Source organism: Flavobacterium indicum GPTSA100-9 = DSM 17447 (assembly GCF_000455605.1).
Taxonomy (GTDB): Bacteria; Bacteroidota; Bacteroidia; order Flavobacteriales; family Flavobacteriaceae; genus Flavobacterium; species Flavobacterium indicum.
Genome location: NC_017025.1, coordinates 336,789 through 361,199, shown reverse-complemented (window position 1 = coordinate 361,199; position 24,411 = coordinate 336,789). Strand labels below are relative to the sequence as shown.

At 30.5% G+C, this 24,411-nt stretch carries 14 protein-coding genes; 6 read left to right on the top strand and 8 right to left on the bottom strand.

Features of this window, described 5'->3' with window-relative positions:
- Nucleotides 1-5: 5 nt before the first annotated feature.
- Nucleotides 6-2,018 (top strand): ComEC/Rec2 family competence protein, encoded by a 2,013-nt coding sequence (locus tag KQS_RS01525; protein ID WP_014387444.1) that lies wholly within the window; start codon nt 6-8, stop codon nt 2,016-2,018.
- Nucleotides 2,019-2,024: 6 nt separating this feature from the next.
- Here KQS_RS01525 and KQS_RS01520 read toward each other — a convergent pair whose 3' ends face one another.
- From KQS_RS01520 to KQS_RS01500, 5 genes are all read right to left on the bottom strand, one after another.
- Nucleotides 2,025-2,489, bottom strand: coding sequence for a thioredoxin family protein (locus tag KQS_RS01520; RefSeq protein ID WP_014387443.1), 465 nt, complete (start codon nt 2,487-2,489; stop codon nt 2,025-2,027).
- A 52-nt stretch (nt 2,490-2,541) separates the two neighbouring features.
- A complete protein-coding gene (locus KQS_RS01515) occupies nt 2,542-4,053 on the bottom strand; it encodes a peptide MFS transporter (RefSeq protein ID WP_014387442.1) in 1,512 nt (503 codons plus the stop codon).
- Nucleotides 4,053-5,711: a peptide MFS transporter gene (locus KQS_RS01510; protein ID WP_014387441.1), complete on the bottom strand. Its 1,659-nt coding sequence runs from the start codon at nt 5,709-5,711 to the stop codon at nt 4,053-4,055. The genes KQS_RS01515 and KQS_RS01510 overlap by 1 nt, the downstream gene beginning before the upstream one ends.
- 78 nt (nt 5,712-5,789) lie before the next feature.
- Nucleotides 5,790-7,508, bottom strand: coding sequence for a peptide MFS transporter (locus KQS_RS01505; protein WP_014387440.1), 1,719 nt, complete (start codon nt 7,506-7,508; stop codon nt 5,790-5,792).
- 37 nt (nt 7,509-7,545) lie between these two features.
- Complete coding sequence (locus tag KQS_RS01500; RefSeq protein WP_014387439.1) at nt 7,546-9,717, bottom strand: S9 family peptidase; 2,172 nt, start codon at nt 9,715-9,717, stop codon at nt 7,546-7,548.
- A gap of 238 nt (nt 9,718-9,955) precedes the next feature.
- Here KQS_RS01500 and KQS_RS01495 point away from each other — a divergent pair, with 238 nt between their 5' ends.
- The 3 genes from KQS_RS01495 to KQS_RS01485 are packed head-to-tail and all read left to right on the top strand — an operon-like array spanning nt 9,956 to nt 16,593.
- Nucleotides 9,956-14,278, top strand: coding sequence for a PAS domain S-box protein (locus KQS_RS01495; RefSeq protein WP_014387438.1), 4,323 nt, complete (start codon nt 9,956-9,958; stop codon nt 14,276-14,278).
- A gap of 44 nt (nt 14,279-14,322) precedes the next feature.
- Nucleotides 14,323-15,639, top strand: a complete 1,317-nt coding sequence (locus KQS_RS01490) for a hydroxymethylglutaryl-CoA reductase, degradative (protein ID WP_014387437.1) — start codon at nt 14,323-14,325, stop codon at nt 15,637-15,639.
- Between the two features lie 36 nt (nt 15,640-15,675).
- Complete coding sequence (locus KQS_RS01485) at nt 15,676-16,593, top strand: GYDIA family GHMP kinase (protein ID WP_014387436.1); 918 nt, start codon at nt 15,676-15,678, stop codon at nt 16,591-16,593.
- On the opposite strand, the gene KQS_RS01480 is transcribed toward KQS_RS01485, so the two are convergent.
- On the bottom strand, nt 16,586-17,479 hold the full coding sequence (locus KQS_RS01480; protein ID WP_014387435.1) for a CPBP family intramembrane glutamic endopeptidase: 894 nt from the start codon (nt 17,477-17,479) through the stop codon (nt 16,586-16,588). The genes KQS_RS01485 and KQS_RS01480 overlap by 8 nt on opposite strands.
- Before the next feature lie 290 nt (nt 17,480-17,769).
- Between KQS_RS01480 and KQS_RS01475 the strand changes: the two genes are divergently transcribed.
- Nucleotides 17,770-21,180 carry a hypothetical protein gene (locus tag KQS_RS01475; protein WP_041251951.1) on the top strand — a complete coding sequence of 1,137 codons (3,411 nt, stop codon included), beginning with the start codon at nt 17,770-17,772 and terminating at the stop codon, nt 21,178-21,180.
- A gap of 31 nt (nt 21,181-21,211) precedes the next feature.
- On the opposite strand, the gene KQS_RS01470 is transcribed toward KQS_RS01475, so the two are convergent.
- Nucleotides 21,212-22,957, bottom strand: a complete 1,746-nt coding sequence (locus tag KQS_RS01470; protein WP_014387433.1) for a DUF6029 family protein — start codon at nt 22,955-22,957, stop codon at nt 21,212-21,214.
- A complete protein-coding gene (locus KQS_RS01465) occupies nt 22,957-23,439 on the bottom strand; it encodes a TlpA family protein disulfide reductase (protein WP_014387432.1) in 483 nt (160 codons plus the stop codon). Before KQS_RS01465 ends, KQS_RS01470 begins: the two co-directional genes overlap by 1 nt.
- Nucleotides 23,440-23,541: 102 nt before the next feature.
- On the opposite strand from KQS_RS01465, the gene KQS_RS01460 reads away from it, so the two are divergent.
- The gene (locus tag KQS_RS01460; RefSeq protein ID WP_014387431.1) at nt 23,542-24,372 is read left to right on the top strand and encodes an Omp28-related outer membrane protein; all 831 of its coding nucleotides are present in this window, start codon (nt 23,542-23,544) and stop codon (nt 24,370-24,372) included.
- Nucleotides 24,373-24,411 lie beyond the last annotated feature (39 nt).

Below are 24,411 nucleotides of genomic sequence, written 5' to 3'. Positions count from 1 at the left end.
ACTACATGAAATACGTCAAGTTCCCGATAATTCCTTTATTATTAGCCTTTATATTTGGTATACTATATGAACATTTCACAAATAGCAATTTAAAAGGACTTTCCATTAGCATTATAATAGCTGCTTTGAGCTGCTTCATTCTTTATTTATATTCAAAGAAAGAAAAAAACAATCCAATTAGTTTAGGGATTTCAATTTTAATTAGTTTTTTCATTTTAGGAGCAATTAATAAAAATTTACATTCCGACTTAAATTCAAAAAATCATTTTTCAAATTATTTAAAAGATGAGAACAATATAATTGTTGGTTTTGTAAATGAAAAACTTAAATCTACAAGTTTTTATGATAAATATATTCTTGATGTTTCACAAATAAATAAACAATTTGCAAAAGGTAAAATATTAATTTATCTTCCAAAAACAAGAATTAGTAAACTTACAATAGGGACTGAAATTCGATTATTTTCCGAAATTAAATACATTGATCCTATTACCAATCCTTATCAATTTAACTACACGCAATACCTTAACAATCAAAATATTTATTATGACATTCATTATAAAAAAGAAGATAAAATAGCGATTACAAATTGTAAAAATTGGAAGTTTTATATTAATCAATTAAAAGAAAAATTAATTTCTAGCTTCACTTATTTACACCTTAAAGAAGACAATTACAATTTATTAATGGCCCTTCTTTTTGGAGAAAGAACTACTTTATCTAAAGAATTAACAGATAATTACACCAATACTGGTGTAGTTCATATTTTAGCCATTTCGGGTTTACATATTGCTTTATTCTATGGACTCATTTTATGGTGTTCAAATCCGTTAAAAAAATACAGAAATGGTAAGTTATACCTATTTCTTCTTTCTATAAGTACATTGTGGATTTATGCATTATTGACAGGCATGTCAGCATCTGTTGTAAGAGCTGTAGTGATGTTTACTATTATTGCATATGGCACTTTAGTAAACAAACAAGTAAATATCTATAACTCTTTGGCAACTTCAGCATTACTCCTACTGCTTTGGAACCCAAATTACCTCTTTGATATTGGTTTTCAATTAAGTTATTGTGCTGTTATTGCAATCATTGCATTTCAACCTGTTGTAAACAAATATTCGTATTCTAAAAAATGGCTTGTTTTAAAAACTAAAGAGACACTTTTAATTACATTAGTAGCACAATTAGGGGTTTTACCTTTAACACTATATTATTTTGGCCAATTTCCAATTTTGTTTTTAATATCCAATGTAATAGTAATTCCATTATCTAGTTTAATTTTAATCCTTGGATTAGCAATAATTCCGCTTAATTTAATACTCCCATCAATTGGTCAATATGTTGGGATAATAATTGAATATTTAATTGATAAAATGAATCAATTTACATTTTGGATAGGACAATTTGATAGCTTCATAATTAAAAACATAGCCTTTCATGAACTATTAGTAGTTTTTTTATTTGGAATTATTTGGAGTTTACTTAATTATTTTTCAAATCCTAAAATAAAAAAAGTTACTTGGGTATTAATTTCGATACTTTCATTTCAAATTGCTTATTTAGCTATTTTTGTAAATAAAAATGAACATTCAGAATTACTTGTTTTCAATAGTTATAAAAATTCTATACTTGTATTAAAGCGCAATAAAGAAGCGACTTTTTATTCAACAGATTTCAAAAAAAACAAACAATTAATTACCAATTATTGTAGAAATAATTTCATAGTAAACAAAAAAGAAATTCCTTTAAAAAACAGCATTTATTTTCAAGAAAGAATACTTTGTATAGATTCAAATGGAATTTATAAAACAAAAATGAGTCCGAAAATTATTCTTTTAACTCAATCTCCAAAAATAAATTTAGAACGATTAATTCAAATACATCAACCCAAACAAATAATAGCAGATGGCTCTAATTATAAATCGTATATAAAGCTATGGAAAGCAACCTGTGAAAAACAAAAAATCCCTTTTCATGCCACAACAGAAAAGGGATTAATTCAGATTAAGTAAACTTAATTATGATTTATTTTTCATGATTTGATTAGCACCTTCTAACCATTTTGTAGGTCCTCCAGCCACATAACCTTGTGACCCAAAATTATTTAAATTCACCTTATTCTCTGCATTTTTTGTAGGTGTGACAAAATATAAGGTCGGAAAACCTTGTACACCAAAACTTTGAGCCAATTGTGAATTTTGTATTTTTAATGCTTCATCTTGAGGAGTTCTTCTTGGAAAATCCAATTCCACTAAAACCACATTTTCATTTGCCCATTTAGCAAACTCAGGTGTCTTTAACACTTCTTTTTGCAAACGAATACACCATCCACACCAATCAGATCCAGTAAAAAACAACAATAATGGCTTTTTTTCTTTAATAGCAATTTCAGTTGCTTTAGTCATATCAGTATGCCAAGTTAGTTCTTGTGCATTAACAGAAATTCCAAAAAATAAAATCGTAAGTAAGATAAATTTCTTCATATTCAATAAATTATAATTCAAAGATAACAAATGTTAGACCAATTTTTGCAACCTATTTAACATCTTGCATTAATTTTTTTATCAATGGAGCAATAGCAATTAAAATAACTCCAGCAATTAGGGCATAAACGGCTAATTGTAAATAACCATCAGCATAGGTTTTCAATTTCTCTAAATTATTTGCATTTTCAGAAGCTTCGGCGATACCCGCACCTAATAAACCGGCAAAATATTGTCCGTAGGCACTGGCTAAAAACCACATTCCCATGATAACCGCTTGTGTTTTTTGGGGAGATAATTTAGTCATTGCACTCATTCCGATTGGTGACAAACACAATTCTCCAAATGTTATTACAAACCAACCAAAAGTAAATAAATCTAAAGAGGTTTTCCCTGAAGCATCAGCAAAAAATTGAGTATAATAAAACACCCAAAAACCTCCAGCTAAAAACAAAAACGCCAAACCAAATTTAACCACCGTATTAGGCTCTATTTTCTTTTTTGCCATCCAAATCCAAACCATTCCAATTAGAGCTGCAAAAATGATTACAAATAAAGAATTGGCAGAATTGTTCACTCCATTAGGATCTAAAGTTATTCCTAAAACTGTATTTTTTAAGTTATTAGCTGCGAATAAACTTAATGACCCACCACTTTGTTCGAAGAATGCCCAAAAGAAAATTGAAAAAATTATAAAGACTAATGCAGCGAGTAGCTTTAAATTTTCGGTTTTAGAAAAATTCTTCATTTCATAAAACAAATACAAAATAGAAGCTGGCCCAATGATCATCATAAACCAATCTGTATAAGTTGTGTTTTCAACCATCAAAATGATAGCTGGAACAATTGCTAATGAGCCAATGAAAGTTAAAACTTCAAATGTTTTTCTTTTAGAATATTCCAAATGAGCTAATGGACTCAATCCAATTGCTCCTAAACTTTTTTGTGTTTGTGTAAAAGTTAATAAACTAATAATCATCACAACAGCAGCGAATCCGAAAGCATAATTCCAACGTAAATTTTCGGGCACAAATGAAGACCACATGTTACCATTTGCAACTGCAATACAAATATAACCTCCAATTAAAGCACCTAAATTTACTCCTGCATAAAACAACGAAAATCCGGCATCTCTCCTTGTATCACCGTCTTTATATAATTGGCCAACCATAGAGGAAATATTGGGTTTAAAAAAACCAGTTCCTACAATAGTAAAACCAATACCAATAAAGAAAAAGTTCTTGGGATCAAGTGCTAAAATGACACTTCCTACTATCATTAAAATTCCACCCCAAAAAAGAGATTTTCTTAAGCCTAATATTTTATCAGCAAAAAGCCCTCCAATAAAAGTAAACGCATACACCCAAGCCTGTGTAGCACCATATTGCAAATTCGCTGTTTTTTCATCCATTGCCAATTGGCTTACCATGAAAACAGCCAACATACCGCGCATGCCATAGAAACTAAATCGCTCCCACATTTCACTAAAGAATAAATACCACAATTGTTTAGGGTATTTTCCTTTAAAATTTTGGATTTCTTCTGTTGTAATTACTTCGTTCATTAGTTGATTCCTTTTTCACGCATTACAGCGTTTAATTTTTTTAATAAGGCAAACATTAAAAACGTGGCAAACAGTAATAATCCAAAGTTTACCCAGAAGAAATCGGCTTTGTTATCATAACTATCCCACATCGAAGCTAAAACACCCGACATTTTATTTCCAATTGATGTTGCTAAAAACCAACCACCCATCATTAAAGAGGTAATGTTAACCGGACTTAATTTTGAAACTACCGATAATCCCATTGGTGATAATAAAAGTTCTCCTATCGTAATTACACCGTAATTCGCAAACAACCACAACACACTTACTTTTTCTGAACCATTACTTCCTGCTTTAACGGCTAAAACCATAACCAATACAGATAAGGCAGAAATCAATAATCCGAATGCAATTTTTGTTGGCGTAGACGGTTCTTTTTTACGACTTCTCAAAAAAGTAAAGAAAGCTACAACTAATGGTGTTAACACAATTACCCAAAAAGGATTAATAGACTGAGTTAAATTCGATGCCCAAACCGATATTTTCTCTCCTTCTTTTGGCATTTTTTCTGGCGCAACATTTCTAAAATATAGAGGATAATTCACTTCTTTAACTACTTCTCCATTCACTTTTTGAATTCGGAATGCATTATCATAAACTGCTACTGAATCTTTTTTATACTCTAATTCTTTAGTTAATTTAATATTATCTGTTACATCTTTGGCTAAGCCCGAAACTTCTCTATCAGTGTATTTATCACCCCAGTTATTTAAAGCAGAACCATTTAATTTAAACACTGCCCAAAACAAGATAACTACAGCAAAAATAGCCAACAACGCACCAATAGGTCGTTTCTCATCATCTTTAGCACGGAAGTACAAACTCGAATAAAACAATACAACAGGAATACAAGCAAATATAAAAGCATCGGTACTGTCCGAACCAAAAATGAAAGCTTCCGGATTCGCATCGGATGCAACCCCTTTGATTAACCAACCAATAATTCCAAAAACTACTGAAGGCAATAAAATAAATAGCACTATTTTAGAAAAAGGCATATCACCAGGTTGCGTTCCTTTTTTATCTGTTTTATCGCCGTAATGTTTTGTTCCTAAAACAAAAACCAAAACACCAATAAACATTCCTACACCCGCCACCATAAAAGCAGCCGTCCATCCAAATAAATTTTCAAAAACGGCTCCAAAGAAATTACAAATGAAAGCGCCAACATTGATTCCCATGTAGAATATGTTATACCCTTCATCTTTTTGATCTTTATACTTTTCTTCAGAATAAAAATTACCAAGCAGCGTTGAAATATTGGGTTTAAAAAATCCATTACCCACAATTACTAAAGTCATGGCAACATACAATATTGATTTATCATGAATCCCCATCATCATGTATCCTACTCCCATTAAAAGACCTCCAATGATGATTGATTTTTTATAGCCCCAGTAGCGATCGGCAACTAAACCTCCAATAAAAGGCGTTAAAAATACCAACGCAATGAATGTACCATATAAATCAGAGGCCTCCTTTTCGGTCATTGCAAAACCGGTTTCTACATCTTTTAAGTAAAGTGTAAAAATTCCAATCATTAAATAATAACCAAAACGTTCCCACATTTCAGACAAAAACAAAAAAGGCAATGCTTTAGGATGATTTTTCCACATATTCTAAAAATTAAAAATTAAAAAAGCCCAGAATAAAACTTCTGGGCTTGAAAGATATGAAAATATTTTAAAACAGAATTATTTGATTCCGTGCATCATTTTCTTTAATCTTGGTGATAAAAGAGCTAAAATTATTGCTGCAATACCACACAACACTACAAATACCATAAAGAATTCATATAAATTATGGATTTCAAATCCTGCAAAAGACGTATTTGCAACAGGAATTTGTTCTTTTTCAAAAAGTGCAATTTGCTCAGCCGTTAACGTTACTTTCTTGTCTAATACATCTTGTAAATTCACGCCTAATTTTTCAGCTTTTTGGAATTTATCTCCAGTAGCCGGGATAATTGCCCCTAGAGAACCTGCTAAAGCATATCCTGCTGCATTTGAAATGAAGAAAACACCATAAAGTAACGAAGCAAAACGTTTTGGAGCCAATTTACCTACTAAAGACAATCCAATTGGCGATAAACATAATTCACCCATAGTTTGAATAAAGTACAACAACATTAACCATTTTATAGCCAATAAGCCCGAATTTCCTAGATCTTTAACGTTATGAGCAATAATAAAGTAACTTAATGCAATTAAAGCTAAACCAATGGCTTGTTTTAAAGGTGACACAGGCTCTTTTCCTTGTGCTCTTAATTTATCCCATAACAAACTGAATGGTAATGCCATCATTACTACGAAAATACCATTAAAAATCTGAACCATTGAAGGGGGCATATTCCATCCAAAAATATTTCTATCCGTTTGATTATCTGCAATAAACGTTAAGGAAGAACCTGCTTGCTCAAAAGCTGCCCAGAAGAATATAATAAAGAATGATACAATATAAATAACCCAAATTCTTTGTCTTTCTACTTTATTTTCAGCAGAACTTAAAATTAAATAAGCTAAAGCAATACCTGCAGAATAAATAAACGGATAAATAATTCCTTTTATTAATTGTCCCATTTCAACTGAAGAGAACCCAAACTCTCCAACTAATAAATATCGAAATACAAAGAAAAGTGCTGCAAAAATTCCAAAGGCAATACCTATAGCTTTACCACTGAATTTTGCAGTTTGTGCTTCTCCTTCTTCAAAATCATCATTAACATTATTTTTTGGCAATCCTCCAATTGGTCTTCCTTCCGGTGTAACAACATATTTATTTTTCAAAATAAAGAAAGTTACTGTACCAATAATCATAGCAATTGAGGCAGCTAAGAATCCCCATTTAAAAGCAAATATATCTCGAACTCCAGTAGTAGCGTCTTTAACATCACCTACGTAAGGACAAATAAACTGCCCTAAGAAAGCTCCAATGTTAATACCCATGTAGAAGATTGTAAATGCAGAATCTAATTTATCTTTGTCTTGTTTTGGATACAAACTTCCTACCATTGAAGAAATATTAGGTTTAAAGAAGCCATTTCCAAAAATGATAATGAATAGCGCAATCCACATAAACATTTTAGAACTGTCTATACTAGAATCAAAAGTAGAAGCACTAATGAATAGTAAAAACTGACCTACTGCCATTAAAGTACCTCCCAACATAATACTGTATCTATTCCCAATATATTTATCAGAGATAAACCCTCCTAAAAGAGGAGTTAAATAACATAAGGCAAGGAAACCACCATAGATAATTGCGGCGTCTGCTTCTTTTATTAATAATGAATTCACCATGAACAATGTAAGAATGGCTCTCATTCCATAGAAGTTGAAACGCTCCCACATTTCAGTTCCAAATAACACCCACAATCCTTTAGGATGTCCTTGTTTTGCTGTTGTTTCGCTCATTTAATTAGTTTTATTGATTAGTTAATAGTTTTAGTTTTTATAATTTTTCTAATATAAAATTTGTCATTTTGGTATACAATTGTAATCTTGTTTTTCCTCCAAAAATACCGTGATTTTTATCTGGATAAATGGCCCAATCGAATTGTTTATTAGCTTGTACTAATGCTTCGATCATTTTCATCGTATTTTGAACATGAACATTATCATCAGCCGTTCCATGAACTAATAAAAAGTTTCCTTTTAATTTACTTACATGATTAATTGGAGAATTGTTATCATAGCCGCTAGCATTCTCTTGTGGTGTTTGCATGTATCTTTCTGTGTAAATACTATCATAATACCTCCATGAAGTTACTGGTGCAACCGCAATAGCTGTTTTAAACACATCTGCCCCTTGGAAAATACAGTTAGATGACATAAAACCACCATAACTCCAACCCCAAATTCCAATTCGTGATGCATCTACATACGCATATTTACCTATTACTTTAGCTGCATCAATTTGATCCTCAACTTCATACTTACCTAACTCTTTGTAGGTACATTTTTTAAATGCAGCTCCTTTAAATCCGGTTCCTCTTCCATCAACACAAACTACAATATAGCCCTTTTGAGCTAACATAAAATACCAATAATCATTGGTTCCATTCCAAGTATTAGCTACTTGTTGTGAGCCTGGACCTGAATATTGGAACATTAATACCGGGTATTTTTTTGAAGCTGTAAAATCTTTAGGTTTAATCATCCACGCATTTAAGCTGTGTCCTTTTTCAGTAGTTAAAACAAAAAATTCTTTTGGACTAACATTATACTTTGCCAATTTTTCTTCAACACTTTCGTTCGATTGAATTTTCTTTATTTCTTTACCTGTTTTTGATTCATTTAAAGAATAATATGGCGCAGCTGTTGCACTAGAATATGTATTGATAAAATACTGGAAATTAGGACTAAAAACCGCATTGTTTGTTCCAGATTTTGAAGACAATCTTACTTTATCTTTTCCATCAATTTTAATAGCATAAACATCTCTATTGATAGACCCGTTTTCTACTGATTGATAATAAATCGTTTTATTTTTTTCATCGAAACCATAATAAGCAGTAACCTCCCAATTACCTTTTGTAACTTGCTTTTTTAATTTACCGTTTTGATCATAATGGTAAATATGATTGTAACCGTCTTTTTCTGAAGTCCAAATAAAACTGTTGTCTTTTAAGAATGTTAAATTATCTGTAACATCAACATAAGCAGCATCTTTTTCATTCAACACAATTCTCGTTTTACCCGTTAAAGCATCAATAAAATGTAAGTCTAAATTATTTTGATGTCTGTTTAAAACTTGTGCACTTAACGTTTGAGCATCGTTGGTCCATTTGATTCGTGGAATATAAAAATCTGTATACTTTCCTAAATCAATTTTAGCTGTCTTGTTGGTTTTTACATCAAAAATATGAAGCGAAACCTCAGCATTTTTTTCACCTGCTTTAGGGTATTTAAACACATTTTGTGTAGGATATAAACCTTCGTTATACATATCCATTGAAAATTCTGGAACATTTGTTTCATCAAACTTAATGAAAGCAATTTTCGACCCATCTGCGTTCCAATCAAATGCTTTTACAAAAGAAAATTCTTCTTCATACACCCAGTCTGTAATACCATTAATAATCGCATTTTTCTTTCCATCTTGAGTAATTTGAATAGTAGTACCTGTATTTAAATTGGTACTGTACATATTATTTTCAAATACATAAGCTATTGAATTCCCATCAGGAGAAAATGTAGGTTCTTGAATGGCTTTATCCGTGAATTTTGTTAGTTTTTTTGTAGACAAATCATACACAAAATAATCTGCTGTGAATGAATGTCTAAAGATTGGATTTGAATTGGTAGCAATTAATAATTTTTTTTCACTTTTATCAAAAGTATAACTATCAATTGACTTTAATTCGGGATGATTTTTTGTGTCGATTAAAGTCGATACTTTATTTAATGTCGCATAATCATACAAATCAATTTGCATGGTTCTTGAAGCTCGGTCAAAATTCAAAATAGTGTATTGATTTGTATTTTTCATGGCATTTAATTCATCCATGCCTTTTGTTCTAAATGCACCCGACCAAATTTCTTCTAACGTAATTTTCTGTTGAGCAACAACACTTAGTGAAGAAAAGATTAGTAAAACTAAAATTTTAATTAATGATTTCATGATTTATTTATGTAAAAAACCCCCAATTTTAGTGAAAATTTATGAGATTACCATGAAAAAAAATGAACTTTTGAATTTTGTTACATTTTTGACTATTTTTAACAAATTGTTATTTTAACTCAAATATTGAAATATTCTAAAAAAATTAATTATATTGTTGTTTTTTTTTTGCCTTCTCATGTTAAGGCAATACTAATTCAAAACAATTACAACAAAAAAACGATAAACAATTTATATTTTGAATTTAGAAGATTACTTAAGTTTGTCTGTAGATATATCCTATACTTCATGGTGGTTTATTACCGCTATGGCAGTTTTGTTGACTTATTGTATTTTCATTATTTTCCAAAAATCACTTATAAGTAACAAAGAAATTATCAAAACATTATCCAAAAACAGGATTGTTTCGGTGTATAAAAAAAATAATCTACTGTATTTTTCATTGGTTTTATTCATTACTGAAATTATTTATTTCAAAATGCACTTAACCTCAACAATTAATCTAATTCAGAAATTTACCTTTGGAACGTTTTTACTTATTTTGTTTTTTACCCATAAAAATAAGATGGTAAAAAAACATCTTAAATCCATTTTTATAGTTTTATTTATTGGCATCATATTAACTTATTTTTATAGAATTACACAACCAATAATCAGCATTATTACCATATCTGAATTAATTATTTTATTATTCTTTTCTTATAATATTTTTGAACGATTTAAAAATTATATTTTCTTTTCTATTTTCAGTTGTATTGTTTTTATCACCATGTTTGTATTTATTGATGCAAACAAAGACATCTACATCAATTTTATTAACGCCAATGTCATTATTTTAATCATTAACATTACACGTAGGATTTCGGTAATCAACACCAGTGATCAATTAATATTTAGCAACAACATTATCAATCACTCTAACACACTTACCATAGCTTGCACCAATTTAGGAGAAGTGATGTTTTGCAGTGATTCTATTAATAAAATTTTAGGATATAGATCAGATGAAGTATTAGGCAAAAAATTTTGGGAACTGACCGAAGACCGTGAATTTACTCAAAAAGACTACAACATTGTTTACCAACCTAATTCTGTCTATGTAAGAAAACTAAAAACAAAAAATGGAGAATACAAATACATTCAATGGAATGATTACAAATACTCTGAAAATCTTTATATAGCAACTGGACACGATATTACACAAAAAATAGAAGTTGAAAAAAAATACGAAAACCTAATTCAATATGCTTCAGACATCATTTTTGAAACAGATAAATTTGGCGTTTTTACATTTATCAATCCATTTGCAGTTAAAATATTAGGTTATAATGAAAATGAAATTATTGGCCAACCATTTACAACTTTTATTACAGACGATTACAAAGAAAAAGTAATCCGTTTTTTTGAAAACATAAACCCAGAACAAACTGATTTTGAAACTATTGAATTCCCAATTTTAGACAAGTTTGGAAAAAAAATCTGGCTATCTCAAAAAACAACTATTAAACGTGATGAAAAAAACAAAATCATCGGTTTTTCGGCTATAGTAAGAGATATTACCAAAACTAAAGAAATAGCCGAAATAGAAAATGAAAGAAAACAAAATTTAGAAAAATACAACATTACTCTAAATGCTTTATCTTCTAAAAATTTCAACAATTACAACACAATAGAAGATATTATTAAAGATATTTTTAAAGAAGCCTATAACAGTATTAGAGTAGATACGCTTAGTTATTGGAAAAATTATGATGATAAAATAACGCTAGAATGTATTTTAGATTATGACCATAATGAAACTACTCCAAAAAAAGGTTTTGAATTTCTAAAAATTGACTCTAAAGATTATTTCAATGCTTTAAATGAACAAACCTATATTGAAATCAACACGTTTAAAAATTATAATCCAGATTCATTTTTTATTAAAAACTATGTCAATCTTTTTAATGTAAAATCATTATTAGATTTTCCTATTTATTTACACGGAAAACTTGAAGGTATTGTTTGCCTTGAAACAAAATCTTCTGAACACGACTGGAACGATGATGAAATAAATTTTGCTAGAACTATATCGGACATCATCACTATTTCTATTGAAAGTTTTAAAAGAAAAACAGTTGAAAAACAAGCGATTTATCAAACACAAATACTTTTAGAAATTGCAAAAATTACTGAACGCTTATTAGTTAGTAACGATTTAAGTGAAATTTTTAGTAATGCCAACTCCTTTATTGGTAATACCATAAAAGCAGATAGGTTTTATTTTTATGAAAACAAAAACAACACTTTAAGCCATCGTTTTGAATGGAAAGCTTCTGACAACAAAGTTACTACAAACAATCCTGCGTTTCAGAATGTCCCACACAGTTATTATCCTGAATTTATTGAGATTTTATTAGACAATAAACCTTTTATTGTTACAAAATCAAATGTAAAAAAAGGCGCCTTGGCTGACTTTTTCGAAGAATACGGCATTCAATCAAAATTAATATTACCAATTTTTAAAAAAGATGTATTTGTAGGGTTGATTGGTTTTGATGACAATAAGAAAGAACGCGTTTGGACCGATGAAGAAATCAATTCCTTACAAATATTGGCTAACAATATTTCTTCAACTTTAGTGCGTATTGAAAACGAAAAAGTATTAAAAGAAAGTGAAGAAAAATTCAAATTATTAGCCAACAATATTCCTGCTACAGTATATCTTATCAAATTTGACGAAACCAGAAACATCGTTTTTTTAAATGACGAAGTTGAAAAATTAACCGGCTATTCTAGAAATGAAATTCTTGACAATAATTTCAAAGTTCACAATCTTTACCATCCTGAAGACAGAGAAATTGCATTAAAAACCATTCAAACCGCTTTAGAAAAAAATACTCCTTATAAAATTACTTGTCGCATCATTAAGAAAAATGGCGATGTAGTATGGATTGAAGAATACGGCGAAGGTATTTTAAAAGACAACAAAGTTGAATACATTGAAGGTGTATTAATTGATATTACTGAACGAAAAAATGCCGAAAAAGCATTGTTAGAAAAAGAACTTGCAGAAGCCTCTAACAAATCAAAATCTGATTTCTTAGCCAATATGTCGCACGAAATTAGAACACCATTAAATGGAATCATCGGATTTAGTCAATTGTTACTCAACACCGATGTTGATTTAATTCAGAAAGAATATATTTTAACCGTTAATCAATCGGCCGAATCGCTACTAGATATTGTCAACGACATCTTAGACATATCAAAAATTGAAGCTGGCAAATTAACTTTAGATCCAAGAGAAATCAACTTGTATAAAATTATTTATCAAGCTATGGATTTAATTAAATTTAATGCCAGCCAAAAGAACATCGAATTAATCGTAAACGTGCATAAAAACGTTCCATGTTCCATAAATATTGACGATATCCGCCTAAAACAAATCTTAATCAACTTATTAAGTAATGCAGTGAAGTTCACACATGAAGGTCAAATTTTACTAAATGTTTCATTACTTCAACACGATCAAATAACCAACGAAACTCATATACGATTTGAGGTAATGGACACCGGTATTGGTATTAAACCAGAAAATTCACAAAAAATATTAGAAGCTTTTTCTCAAGAAGACACCTCAACCACAAGGAATTATGGCGGCACAGGTCTTGGACTTTCTATTACGAATAGTTTATTGAAATTAATGAACAGTCAATTAAAGATAGAAAGTAGTCCCGACAAAGGAAGTTGTTTCAGTTTTGATCTTGTTTTACAGGCTAAATATTGCAAAACACATCGTAAAATCAATCACGATTTAATCAAAAAAGCGCTTATTATTGAAAAAAATCCTATTTCTGGATTGGTACTTCAAAACATATTGGAATCTTTCCAATTTGAAACCACATTACAAACAAAAAACTTCAATTACATAGAAAGCACATTTGACATTCTATTTTTAGATTATAACTCGGTTAGTAAAATAGAATTTGACAACATCATTAAGTTTCAACGTGAAAAAGGATTTTATCTTTTCATTTTACAACAGTCCATAACAAAAAACATTGATAGTTATCTAAACAACAAAGTTAAAATCCTTATTAAACCCATTAAGGTACCGACGCTTCAAAAAGAAATTAATGCTATTGCAGACAATAAAAAGGTCGATGAATTATCACATACAATTCAAATGGAAAGCCCTGCCCCTTCAGGAAAAATTAAAATTTTAATCATAGAGGACAACAAGGTTAATTTACTGTTATCCAAAACATTAATTAAAAATAAAATTTCGAATGTAGAAATCTATGAAGCCGAAAATGGCTTAGACGGATTAGAAATGTACAAACAACACAGTCCACATATCACATTAATGGATATTCAAATGCCAGTTATGAACGGTTATGAAGCTACAGAAGAGATTTTTAAAGTGAATCCAAAAGCAACCATTATCGCTTTAACAGCAGGTATTTTCACTGGTGAAAAAGAAAAATGTTTAGAAATGGGAATGGTCGATTTCTTAATCAAGCCATTAAATAAGGACATTTTTGAACAAAAATTATTAAAATGGATAAAAGCCATTTAAAAGTATAATTTTATACCTTTGCTTTTCACTAAGAAAAAGAAAAAATGCAACATAAAACCGGGTTTTCAAAACTATCAAAAGAAGAAAAAATCAATTGGATTGCTGAAACTTATTTTTCAAATCCAGCTGAAGCCAAAAACATACTTTTACAATATTGGAATTCTAATCTTGAAATACAAAAATTACACGACGAATTCATTGAAAACACAATTACCAATTTTTATTTGCCTTTAGGAGTAGCGCCTAATTTCACAATTAACGGTAAAAACTACACCATTCCTTTTGCAATTGAAGAAAGTTCGGTTGTAGCAGCAGCGAGTAAAGCAGCCAAATTTTGGGGTGCACGTGGCGGATTTAAAACTACCATTTTAGGAACCGAAAAAATTGGACAAGTTCATTTCTTATACCAAGGTGATACAACCAAATTACAACAGTATTTTGATTTCATAAAACCAACTTTGTTGGCAGACACCGATAGCATCACTAAAAACATGCAAAAAAGAGGTGGTGGTATTACCTCGTTAACATTAGTAGATAAAACTACTGAATTAGAAAATTATTATCAAATCCATGCTACTTTTGAAACGAAAGATAGCATGGGTGCGAATTTTATCAACTCATGTTTAGAACAATTTGCCAAAACCTTTAAAGATAATGCATCTTCGTTTGAAGCTTTTAATAAAGATGAAAGCAACATCTTAATTATCATGAGCATTCTGAGTAATTTTGTTCCTAATTGTGTAGTACGTGCTGAAGTTTCTTGCCCGGTTTCAGAATTAAATGAAGATAAAAATATTACACCCGAATTATTTGCCGAAAAATTCGTAACTGCAGTTAAAATAGCTGAAATTGAACCTTACCGTGCGGTTACACACAACAAAGGAATTATGAACGGAATCGATGCGGTTGTGATTGCTACAGGAAACGATTTTAGAGCAGTAGAAGCCGGCGTTCATGCCTATGCAAGCCGAAATGGCAAATACTCAAGTTTGTCTCATGCTAAAATTGAAAACGGTATTTTCACTTTTTGGTTAGATGTTCCTTTAGCTTTAGGAACTGTAGGCGGATTAACTAGTTTACATCCTTTAGTTAAATTTTCTATGGAAATGTTAGGCAATCCATCGGCTCAAGAATTAATGGAAGTGATTGCCGTTGCCGGTTTAGCTCAAAATTTTGCTGCTTTGCGTTCGTTGACTACTTCTGGTATTCAACAAGGACACATGAAAATGCACTTAAATAACATCTTGAATCAACATAAAGCGACTAAAGAAGAAAAGGAAAAAGTATTGGCTTACTTTGCTGAACAAACTGTTTCGCACAATTTAGTAGTAGATTATTTAGAAAGCTTGAGAAAAGGGTGAAAATGTAAACATATAAGTCATATTAGAATAAGCTTTATGGATAACAAACAATCCTTCTATTCCAACGGAAAATTATTAATCACAGGCGAATACGTAGTTCTTAATGGTGCCCGCGCCTTGGCTTTGCCCACTAAATTTGGACAATCCTTACATATATCACCAATAGAACAACAACAAATTACTTGGCAAAGTTTTGATCATGATGGAAGCCCATGGTTTGCAACCGAATTGCATTTTAATGACATTATAGCAAATACAGATTTTGAAGAAGAAGACCCTATTAAAAACACTTTAGTGGAGATTTTACATCAGGCATATAAACAGAACCCAAATTTTTTAGCCGCTAACGGTTTTGCTATTCAAACCGAATTGACCTTTCCTAGAAATTGGGGATTAGGTACTTCCTCAACTTTAATTAACAACATTGCACAATGGTTACAAATTGATGCTTTTCAGTTGTTGCGTGAAAGTTTTGGCGGTAGTGGTTACGACATAGCTTGTGCCCAAAACGATACCGCTATTATTTACCAATTAGAAAATGAGTTACCCAAAGTAGAACCCGTGTTGTTTTCACCACGCTTTAAAGACAACTTGTATTTTGTGTATTTAAACAAAAAACAAAACAGCCGTCATGCTATACAAAACTACATGAACAAGCAACAGTTTTTAAAACCCGAAACTAGCAAAATATCAGCAATTACAGATGAACTCATTGCTGTTAACCAATTGGAAATTACAAATCATTTATTAGAAAAACACGAAATCATTTTAAGCAACATCTTAGAATTAGAAACCGTTAAAGAACGCTTGTTCCCCGATTTTAAAGGCACCATAAAAAGTCTTGGCGCTTGGGGTGGCGATTTTGTATTAGTACTTGCAGAAAGCGACCCAACTTCTTATTTCAAAAACAAAGGTTATGAAACTATTTTGAAGTACGAGGAGATGATTATTTAGCATTACTCTTGTTTTCAAAAAACAATTTTGTTTTCAACATTGCTGTTTTAACTTCATCCTCTTTTAACACCGAACCATCTTTCTTTACAATCTTTAAAGTATATTTGGAAAAAGGCATTTTTGAATTTAATGTTTTTATATCAGGATAGTATATAACAGCATATTTAACCATATTATTTAATGTTGAGTTTTTAAATTCTATGACATTACTATCTTTAGAAATAATCGATTTATTGCTTTCAAGATAAGGGTTTCCATAATACACAACTTTACAACTATCCGTTTCAAAACTTGTACTTTTTGCTACATTAAATTGTATTCCATAAAACGTAATCAATATCAGAATTAAATTATACACTGCATGGGTGTAAATTGATTTTTTTATCCCAAAATTCAAAGCAATCCAAGCCAACATCAAACCACCAGCTAGATGTAGCAATACGAAATAAGAGTTTTTGAATACTACTACATCAGCATATTTCTGATGAACTAATGAAAAAATTGAAGCGGAAAGTACAATATAAACTGGTACGGCAACCTTTGGATTGATTTTATTAGAAAAAAGTAAAGTTATTCCTAAAGAGAAAAAAGCAACAAATAAATAAGGAAATCCATTAAACAGTAATAAACACAACGACAAATAAAGCAATATTTTACTAAAATTTTTCACTTTTTTATTGGTAGCAAAAAAACCTCTAAAAGTAATTTCCTCAAGTACAGGTGCTACAAGCACTGCAAGAATCAAATAAACAAAAAAATTAGTATCAATACTTGCTCTATTATTTTCAATTTCTTCAAATGGATATACAAAAACACCTAAAATAAAAAACAGTAGTATCAAAATTAATGACACTACTAAAATCCAATTATTTTTATTTCTATCCATAAGTTTAAAAAAAGTATCCAAAAGATTTTAGCAAATTATAACATTAATAAAATTAGTCCATTTATTTCACTCTTTTATTGAGGAGGTTACATTACAATCTTTACTTCTAGTAAATTACTCAAAAGTGTAAAGAAAATTGAAACAGCTACTGTTCACTAAACCAATTTTAATAACGTATTTTTTTACAAAAATAAAAATTGTTTATGGATTAAAAAATCTTCGCCAATTAAAATTCAACACACAATATCAGAACATTTCCACGTTTATACTTTTATCACTATTTTTGAAACATGTATAAACAGCTACTTTTATTGTTTCTCTTGTTTAGTTTTTCAGCCGCATGGGGTCAGGAAGAACTAACAGCTTACCAACAAAAGAAAGTTGTATATACCAATTCTGGAATTTTAATTGATTCCATAGCCATTAATCCGAATACGTTAAAAATTCAAACTAAAAACCAAGTTTTAGATACTACTTACTACAAGTATAATGCGGCTACAAAAAAAATCACTTTCACAAAAGAAATCACCGATACAATTGTCATTGCTTATCAACGTTTACCAAATTTTTTAACCAAAACATATACCATTTACGACCCAAAAAAAATTGTACCCAATGAAGCTGGTCAACTCATTACTTTTCAAGACAAATCAAACAAAAAAACGTCAACACTTTTCAATGGTTTACAAACTAACGGAAGTATTTCAAGAGCCGTAACCGTTGGAAATAATCAAAACACCGTTTTAAATTCCAATTTAGATTTACAAGTATCCGGAAAACTATCGGAAAACATTACGTTAAAAGCTTCTATTCAGGATAGTAATATTCCATTACAACAAGGAGGTTATTCCCAAAAACTGGATGAATTTGATCAAATTTTTATTGAATTGGCTTCTAAAAATTGGAACATTCGGGCAGGAGATTTATTTTTAGAAAACCGAAACACCTCCTTTTTAAACTTTAATAAAAAAGTACAAGGATTAAACACCCACATCAATTGGGGAAATACCAACCACAAAACCGATGTTTTTGTTGCGGCATCTTTGGTTCGTGGGCAATATTCCAGAAGTACGTTTACAGGTCAAGAAGGCAATCAAGGTCCGTATAAATTAAAGGGAACCAACGGCGAATTGTATGTATTGGTCATATCTGGTTCGGAACGTGTGTATATAAATGGAATTTTACAAGAACGCGGCGAAAACAAGGATTACATTATTGATTACAATGCCGGTGAAATTATTTTCAATGCCACAAAACCCATTACTTCAGAAATGCGAATTGTGGTAGAATACCAATTTTCGGACCGCAATTTTACTCGCTTTTTAACCTATGGTGGTGTGCAACAGGAGCGCGAAAAATTTAAAATTGGGGCTTATGTATATTCTGAAAATGATGTTAAAAACCAACCGTTACAACAATCGTTATCGGAACAACAAATTCAGGTGTTGCAAAACGCAGGAGACGACTCCACATTAATGCAAGCCTCTTCCGCCTATGTAGATTCGTATTCTGAAAATAAAATTCTGTATCAAAAAGTGTTGGTAGGCAGTACCGAGGTATTTGAATTTTCCACCGATGAAACCCAAACTTTATATCAAGTGAAGTTCACTTTGGTGGGTGCCAATCAAGGAAATTACATTTTGTCAAGCTCCAATGCCATTGGCAAAATTTACGAATACATTGCACCAGTTGGTGGTGTACCACAAGGTAATTACGAACCCATTGTTCAGTTATTTGCGCCGGTAAAATTACAAATCGCCACAGTAGTGAGCAGTTACAGCCCTACTGAAAAAACGAATATTGAATCGGAAATTGCCATCAGTAATAACGACCGAAATTTATATTCAACCTTAGACGACAGCAACAACCAAGGTATAGCTGCCAAGTTGAATGGAAAACAAAAATTTAACACTAAAAATTTAAAAATAAATACATTTGCTACTGTCAATTATGTGCAAGAAAACTTCAAACCCATTGAACGTTTGTACAACATTGAATTTAATAGAGATTGGAATATTTTAAATCCTACGGGGAATCAATCGTTAGTTATTGGTGGATTTGAATTTTTTACAACCAAAACAGATAGTATTCAATGGCTATTGAACGGTAAATACCAATTTGAAAAACTAGATTATTCCAACAATTTTTCGGGAAGTAAACAGGTATTTCAAATGTTAGCGAAGCGAAATAACTTTTTAGTTCAAACCCAAGGCAGTTACATGAAAAGTTCGGGAGAATTAAGCAAATCCGACTTTTTAAGAAACCAAACTATAGCAAAATACCATTACAAGAAAAATTATATTGGCGGAAGTTTCCGTCATGAAAACAACAAAGAATTCAGTACTAGCACACAAAATTTAACCAATATTAGTCAACGATTTACTGAATATGGTAATTTCATCGGTCGTGGCGATTCCACCAAAGTATTTACTGAAATTGGTTATTTAATTCGAAACAACGACAGTATTCAAAACGGAGTATTACAACGAGTAAATCAGTCTTTTTCGACCTATTTAAAATCGCAAATCTTAAAAAAAGACGATCAAAACCTGAGTGTTTTTATCAATTACAGAAATTTAAAATTTACGGATGGCAGAGCTAATCAACCTACTCTTAACAGTCGTTTAAATTATTCGGATAGTTATTTTGGTCAATTAGTACAAACCAACACATTTTATGAAACCTCTTCGGGTACCATTGCCCAACAAGAATTTACGTATTTAGAAGTAGAACCAGGACGTGGTGTGTATATGTGGAACGATTACAATGCTAATGGCATTCAAGAATTACAAGAATTTGAAGTAGCCACCTTCCCGGATTTGGCAAAATATGTGAAAGTATTTCTACCCAATCAGATTTTCGTTCGAACCTTTCAAAACAAATTGAGTCAATCCTTAACTTTCAATGGTTCGGTTTGGCAGAATGCTACTGGATTTAAAAAAGTACTTTCCAAATTGTACAATCAAACTTCATTAATTATTGATAAAAAAATAAAACGTGATTCCAATAATTTTGAATGGAATCCTTTTACCTATAATGAAAATGAATTAATAGGTTTAAACAAAACCCTCCGCAATAGCTTGTTCTTTAATAAAGGTAAGCAACATTATTCGGCTACTTACAACTTTACAACTACTTCAATTAAAAACTTATTGAATTTTGGCAGCCAAGAAAACACTTTAGTTTCCCATCAATTGCAATTTGCACATTTGGTAAAAAAATATTGGCTATTCCAATGGATGGCAACAACATCTAATTTAGAAAGTATTTCAGATAATTATGCAAGTAGAAATTTCACAATAAAATCTATTGAAATTAATCCAAAAATCGCTTATTTATTTTCTAAAAATGCCAGTTGGGAAGTATTTTACAAAATCAGTTCAAAAGAGAACACCTTAGGCTCATTGGAAAATTTAAAACAAAACCAATGGGGAACTTCTTTTATTTGGAATACGGAAAAAGGCTTTACAAGTAATGGAAACTTTAGTTACTACAACAACAAATTTGAAGGTAATGCAAGTTCACCTGTTGGATTTCAATTGTTAGAAGGACTGCAAGCGGGCAAAAACATGACTTGGCTTTTAAGCTTACAAAAAAACATTACTCAGTTTTTAGACATAGCCATTAATTATCAGGGAAGAAAATCTGAAACGAGCAAAACTATTCATACAGGCACGGTTCAATTACGAGCATTTTTTTAAAGAAAAAGTCCTGAATAATCAGGACTTTATATTAAAATGAAGTTGTAATTTGTAGACCAAGTCCGGTACTAGGAGGAACAAAACGACAAACACCACCAGCACAAACTAAACCACCACGTTGACGTCCATAATTCAATGCAATTCTTGTACTTCCTTTTTTATAAGCAGTACCAAAATTATAAAAATGTATATCAAATAAGTCTATTGAGTTTATTGGATGAATGGATTCATCATATCCATAATTAAACATATCCATTGCAAAAATGGACCAATTTGCATTATGATTATACTCAATTGAACCACCTAACCAATTTTTACGATCATTATTTGCCCACATGTGTTCAGCAGAAACCGTAATTGCTTTTGATTTAGGTAAGATAAAAGTAGATTCCACAAACAAGATATTTGTTTTAACTAAATAATCTTGAAAAATACCTTGAATTTGTTGATTATTGTAATATTGATTAATATAAGCAATAGATGATTTTATTTTAGGAGTTAACTTTTTAGATATTTCAATATTATAATCTGAAAAATACTTTTCTTTAGAACCTGAAAAATCTGTTTTATAATCTAATTTGGAATTACCAAACGCGTCATAATAAGCAAATTTTGCCTTTAAATTATACCATGAAGCAAGATTTAATGCAATCTTAGTACCATACTTTCCACCTAAATTAGATCCTTTTTTAAATTCATAGAACACATCAACTTGCCCACCTATTTCTCCAAACTTATTAGTATTTGTTGATTCATTCATAACCAATTGACTTTGTGACTGATACACGTATATATTTGCCAAATTTGAATGATGTTGTTTTGTTAAACTAGGTATAAAATTCAAAAATTTATCATTATAATTTAAGCTTGAACTTTGTAAAGCAGGGTAAGCTGTTGGCTTTCTTTCAGATAAAAGCATCATATTTTCTATCCTTCTCAAATTTACATCTATTCCAAATCCTTTTTTTGCAAAACCAAAATTCAACAATAATGCATTTCCAGGTTTTACAAAATCATATTTTAAAGATGCTAAATTATAAATCACGTCTTCAGTTTTGAAAACATATTCTGTATTAAAATAAAATCCTTTTCTATTAAACTCAAGTCGATTTGAAAAAACTGAAGTCAACTCATCCGCTTTTGTAAGTACTTCTTCTGGAAAAGTTTCATTTCTACCTACATAACTAAACCCATAGTTGAAATTGAAATTTTGCCAATTAAAAAGAGTTGCCAATTGCGCCTCCAAATTTAAACCGAAAATATGTCCAGCGGAAATAGCAAACCCAGTTCTTTGTCTTCCGTACAAACCTCTCAATTCTAATCCTTCAATAGGTGCGTATTTAATTCGTGCACCTCTAAGAGCATTGTTAATTCCAAGAGAGCGATCTTCCCAAGTTCGCAAAGCTAATCCACTTCCAAACTGTTCATAAAAATGACCAAGAGTTACATCTAATTTATTCGATTTATAATTAGCATAAAAAGTTCCAATATTGGTCTTTCTATATTCTGGATTAAAATTTAAGAGTGCTTCATTTACATAAGATTCTACTTGAGTTCCTACAGTAAATTTTCCATAATTTAGATTTAAAGACAAATAATTATTAGATCTAAGTGGCACAGAATCATGTTGAATTTTTCGATTTACATCATTCGTATACCATTGACCATTATGTTCATACCCTCCGAAGAATTTAAGTTTGTTTTTAATGGTATCTTGTTCTTGTCCAACAACTAGTGTTGTATTTACAAGAATTAAAGCTAAAAATAATTTTTTCATTATTTCAAAGTCTTTAATTTTTCAAATAATTCCACTTCACTGCCAGGTGTATGACCATTTTGAGTATATATAATTTCACCATTTTTCACAACAGCAATGTAAGGCGGATTTGAAATTCCTAAAGCTCTTTTAAAGTCCTGATTTGAATCATACAAAACTACATATTCCCAGCCCTTACCATTAACTAAAGGTTTAACACGTTTCACAGTTCTAGAATCATCTATTGAAACAGCAACAACTTCAACGTTTAATTCACTTTTCCAATCGGCATAAACATTTTCAATTTCATTAAGTTCTTCAATACACGGTGCGCACCAAGTTGCCCAAAAAGCAAAAACATACAATTTATCTTTTTCAGCAAAATCTTTTTCAAGACTTACATTTTTACCTTCTAAATTAGAAAGTGATAGATTAGGTAATTTTTTTTGTGCATTACAAAACGCTCCAAGCATTAGTAATACAAGCATTGTTAAATTTTTCATAATAGTAGGTTGTTTAAAATTGAGGCAAATAAAAGATTTTTTTTTTTTTAATAAAAATTTTATTGTTTATTTGTAAACCAAACTACTAAAAAACAATAATTTATGAAAAAACTACTTTTTTCTGCAATTGCAATTTCATTACTTGCATGCAGCAATGACGAAGATTCTAATTCTGGTTCTTCAAACAACAATCAAACTGAAACACCGATTGCAGGTAAATTCAAAAAAAATGTTTTAATTGAAGATTTCACTGGAACATGGTGTGGGTATTGTCCACGTGTTGCTTTTGGAATTCAAAAAGTTGAAAACGAAGGATTAGCGGCAATTCCAGTAGCTATTCACCGTGGAAGTACAAATCCAAGCTCTTCAGGTTATGATCCCTTTAATTATGAAGCAAGTGCGTTAGAATCTTACATTGGTTTAACGGGATATCCTACAGCTAAATTGAACCGTAAAATTGATTGGATTAACGAGACCTCGATTAATGAACCAAAAAATTTAATAAAACTAAATTCAGACTTAGGTTTAGCTTTAAATTCAACAGTTTCTGGAGGTAATATAAATCTTGATGTTAATATAAAATTTGATGCAAATTTAACAGGATTAAAATTAGTTGTATATGTTTTAGAGGACAACCTTATTCAAAATCAGACTAACTATACATCATACTTTGGAGGAGCAAGTACGTTAACCAATTTTGAACATGACCATGTTTTAAGAGCATGTTTAACTAATTTAGTTGATGGTGATGATTTAACAGGCACTACAGACGGTGCAACTGTTACAAAAAATTTCAATTTAGCTATTCCTAGTAATATTACAAACTCAGCTAATATGTCATTTGTTGCATTTGTTATTGATTCATCAGGAAAAGCTATAAATGTAAGATCTGCTGCTCCAAATGTGAATCAAACATTTGAAGAAAATCTTTAATCTTACATAATTTTATGTTAAAAAAAGGCACCTTTAGTG

What these genes read in the sequence shown, in the direction of transcription:
- KQS_RS01525 (WP_014387444.1), top strand. Translation starts at nt 6, where the DNA reads ATGAAATACGTCAAGTTCCCGATAATTCCTTTATTATTAGCCTTTATA.
- KQS_RS01520 (WP_014387443.1), bottom strand. Translation starts at nt 2,489, where the DNA reads ATGAAGAAATTTATCTTACTTACGATTTTATTTTTTGGAATTTCTGTT.
- KQS_RS01515 (WP_014387442.1), bottom strand. Translation starts at nt 4,053, where the DNA reads ATGAACGAAGTAATTACAACAGAAGAAATCCAAAATTTTAAAGGAAAA.
- KQS_RS01510 (WP_014387441.1), bottom strand. Translation starts at nt 5,711, where the DNA reads ATGTGGAAAAATCATCCTAAAGCATTGCCTTTTTTGTTTTTGTCTGAA.
- KQS_RS01505 (WP_014387440.1), bottom strand. Translation starts at nt 7,508, where the DNA reads ATGAGCGAAACAACAGCAAAACAAGGACATCCTAAAGGATTGTGGGTG.
- KQS_RS01500 (WP_014387439.1), bottom strand. Translation starts at nt 9,717, where the DNA reads ATGAAATCATTAATTAAAATTTTAGTTTTACTAATCTTTTCTTCACTA.
- KQS_RS01490 (WP_014387437.1), top strand. Translation starts at nt 14,323, where the DNA reads ATGCAACATAAAACCGGGTTTTCAAAACTATCAAAAGAAGAAAAAATC.
- KQS_RS01485 (WP_014387436.1), top strand. Translation starts at nt 15,676, where the DNA reads ATGGATAACAAACAATCCTTCTATTCCAACGGAAAATTATTAATCACA.
- KQS_RS01480 (WP_014387435.1), bottom strand. Translation starts at nt 17,479, where the DNA reads ATGGATAGAAATAAAAATAATTGGATTTTAGTAGTGTCATTAATTTTG.
- KQS_RS01475 (WP_041251951.1), top strand. Translation starts at nt 17,770, where the DNA reads ATGTATAAACAGCTACTTTTATTGTTTCTCTTGTTTAGTTTTTCAGCC.
- KQS_RS01470 (WP_014387433.1), bottom strand. Translation starts at nt 22,957, where the DNA reads ATGAAAAAATTATTTTTAGCTTTAATTCTTGTAAATACAACACTAGTT.
- KQS_RS01465 (WP_014387432.1), bottom strand. Translation starts at nt 23,439, where the DNA reads ATGAAAAATTTAACAATGCTTGTATTACTAATGCTTGGAGCGTTTTGT.
- KQS_RS01460 (WP_014387431.1), top strand. Translation starts at nt 23,542, where the DNA reads ATGAAAAAACTACTTTTTTCTGCAATTGCAATTTCATTACTTGCATGC.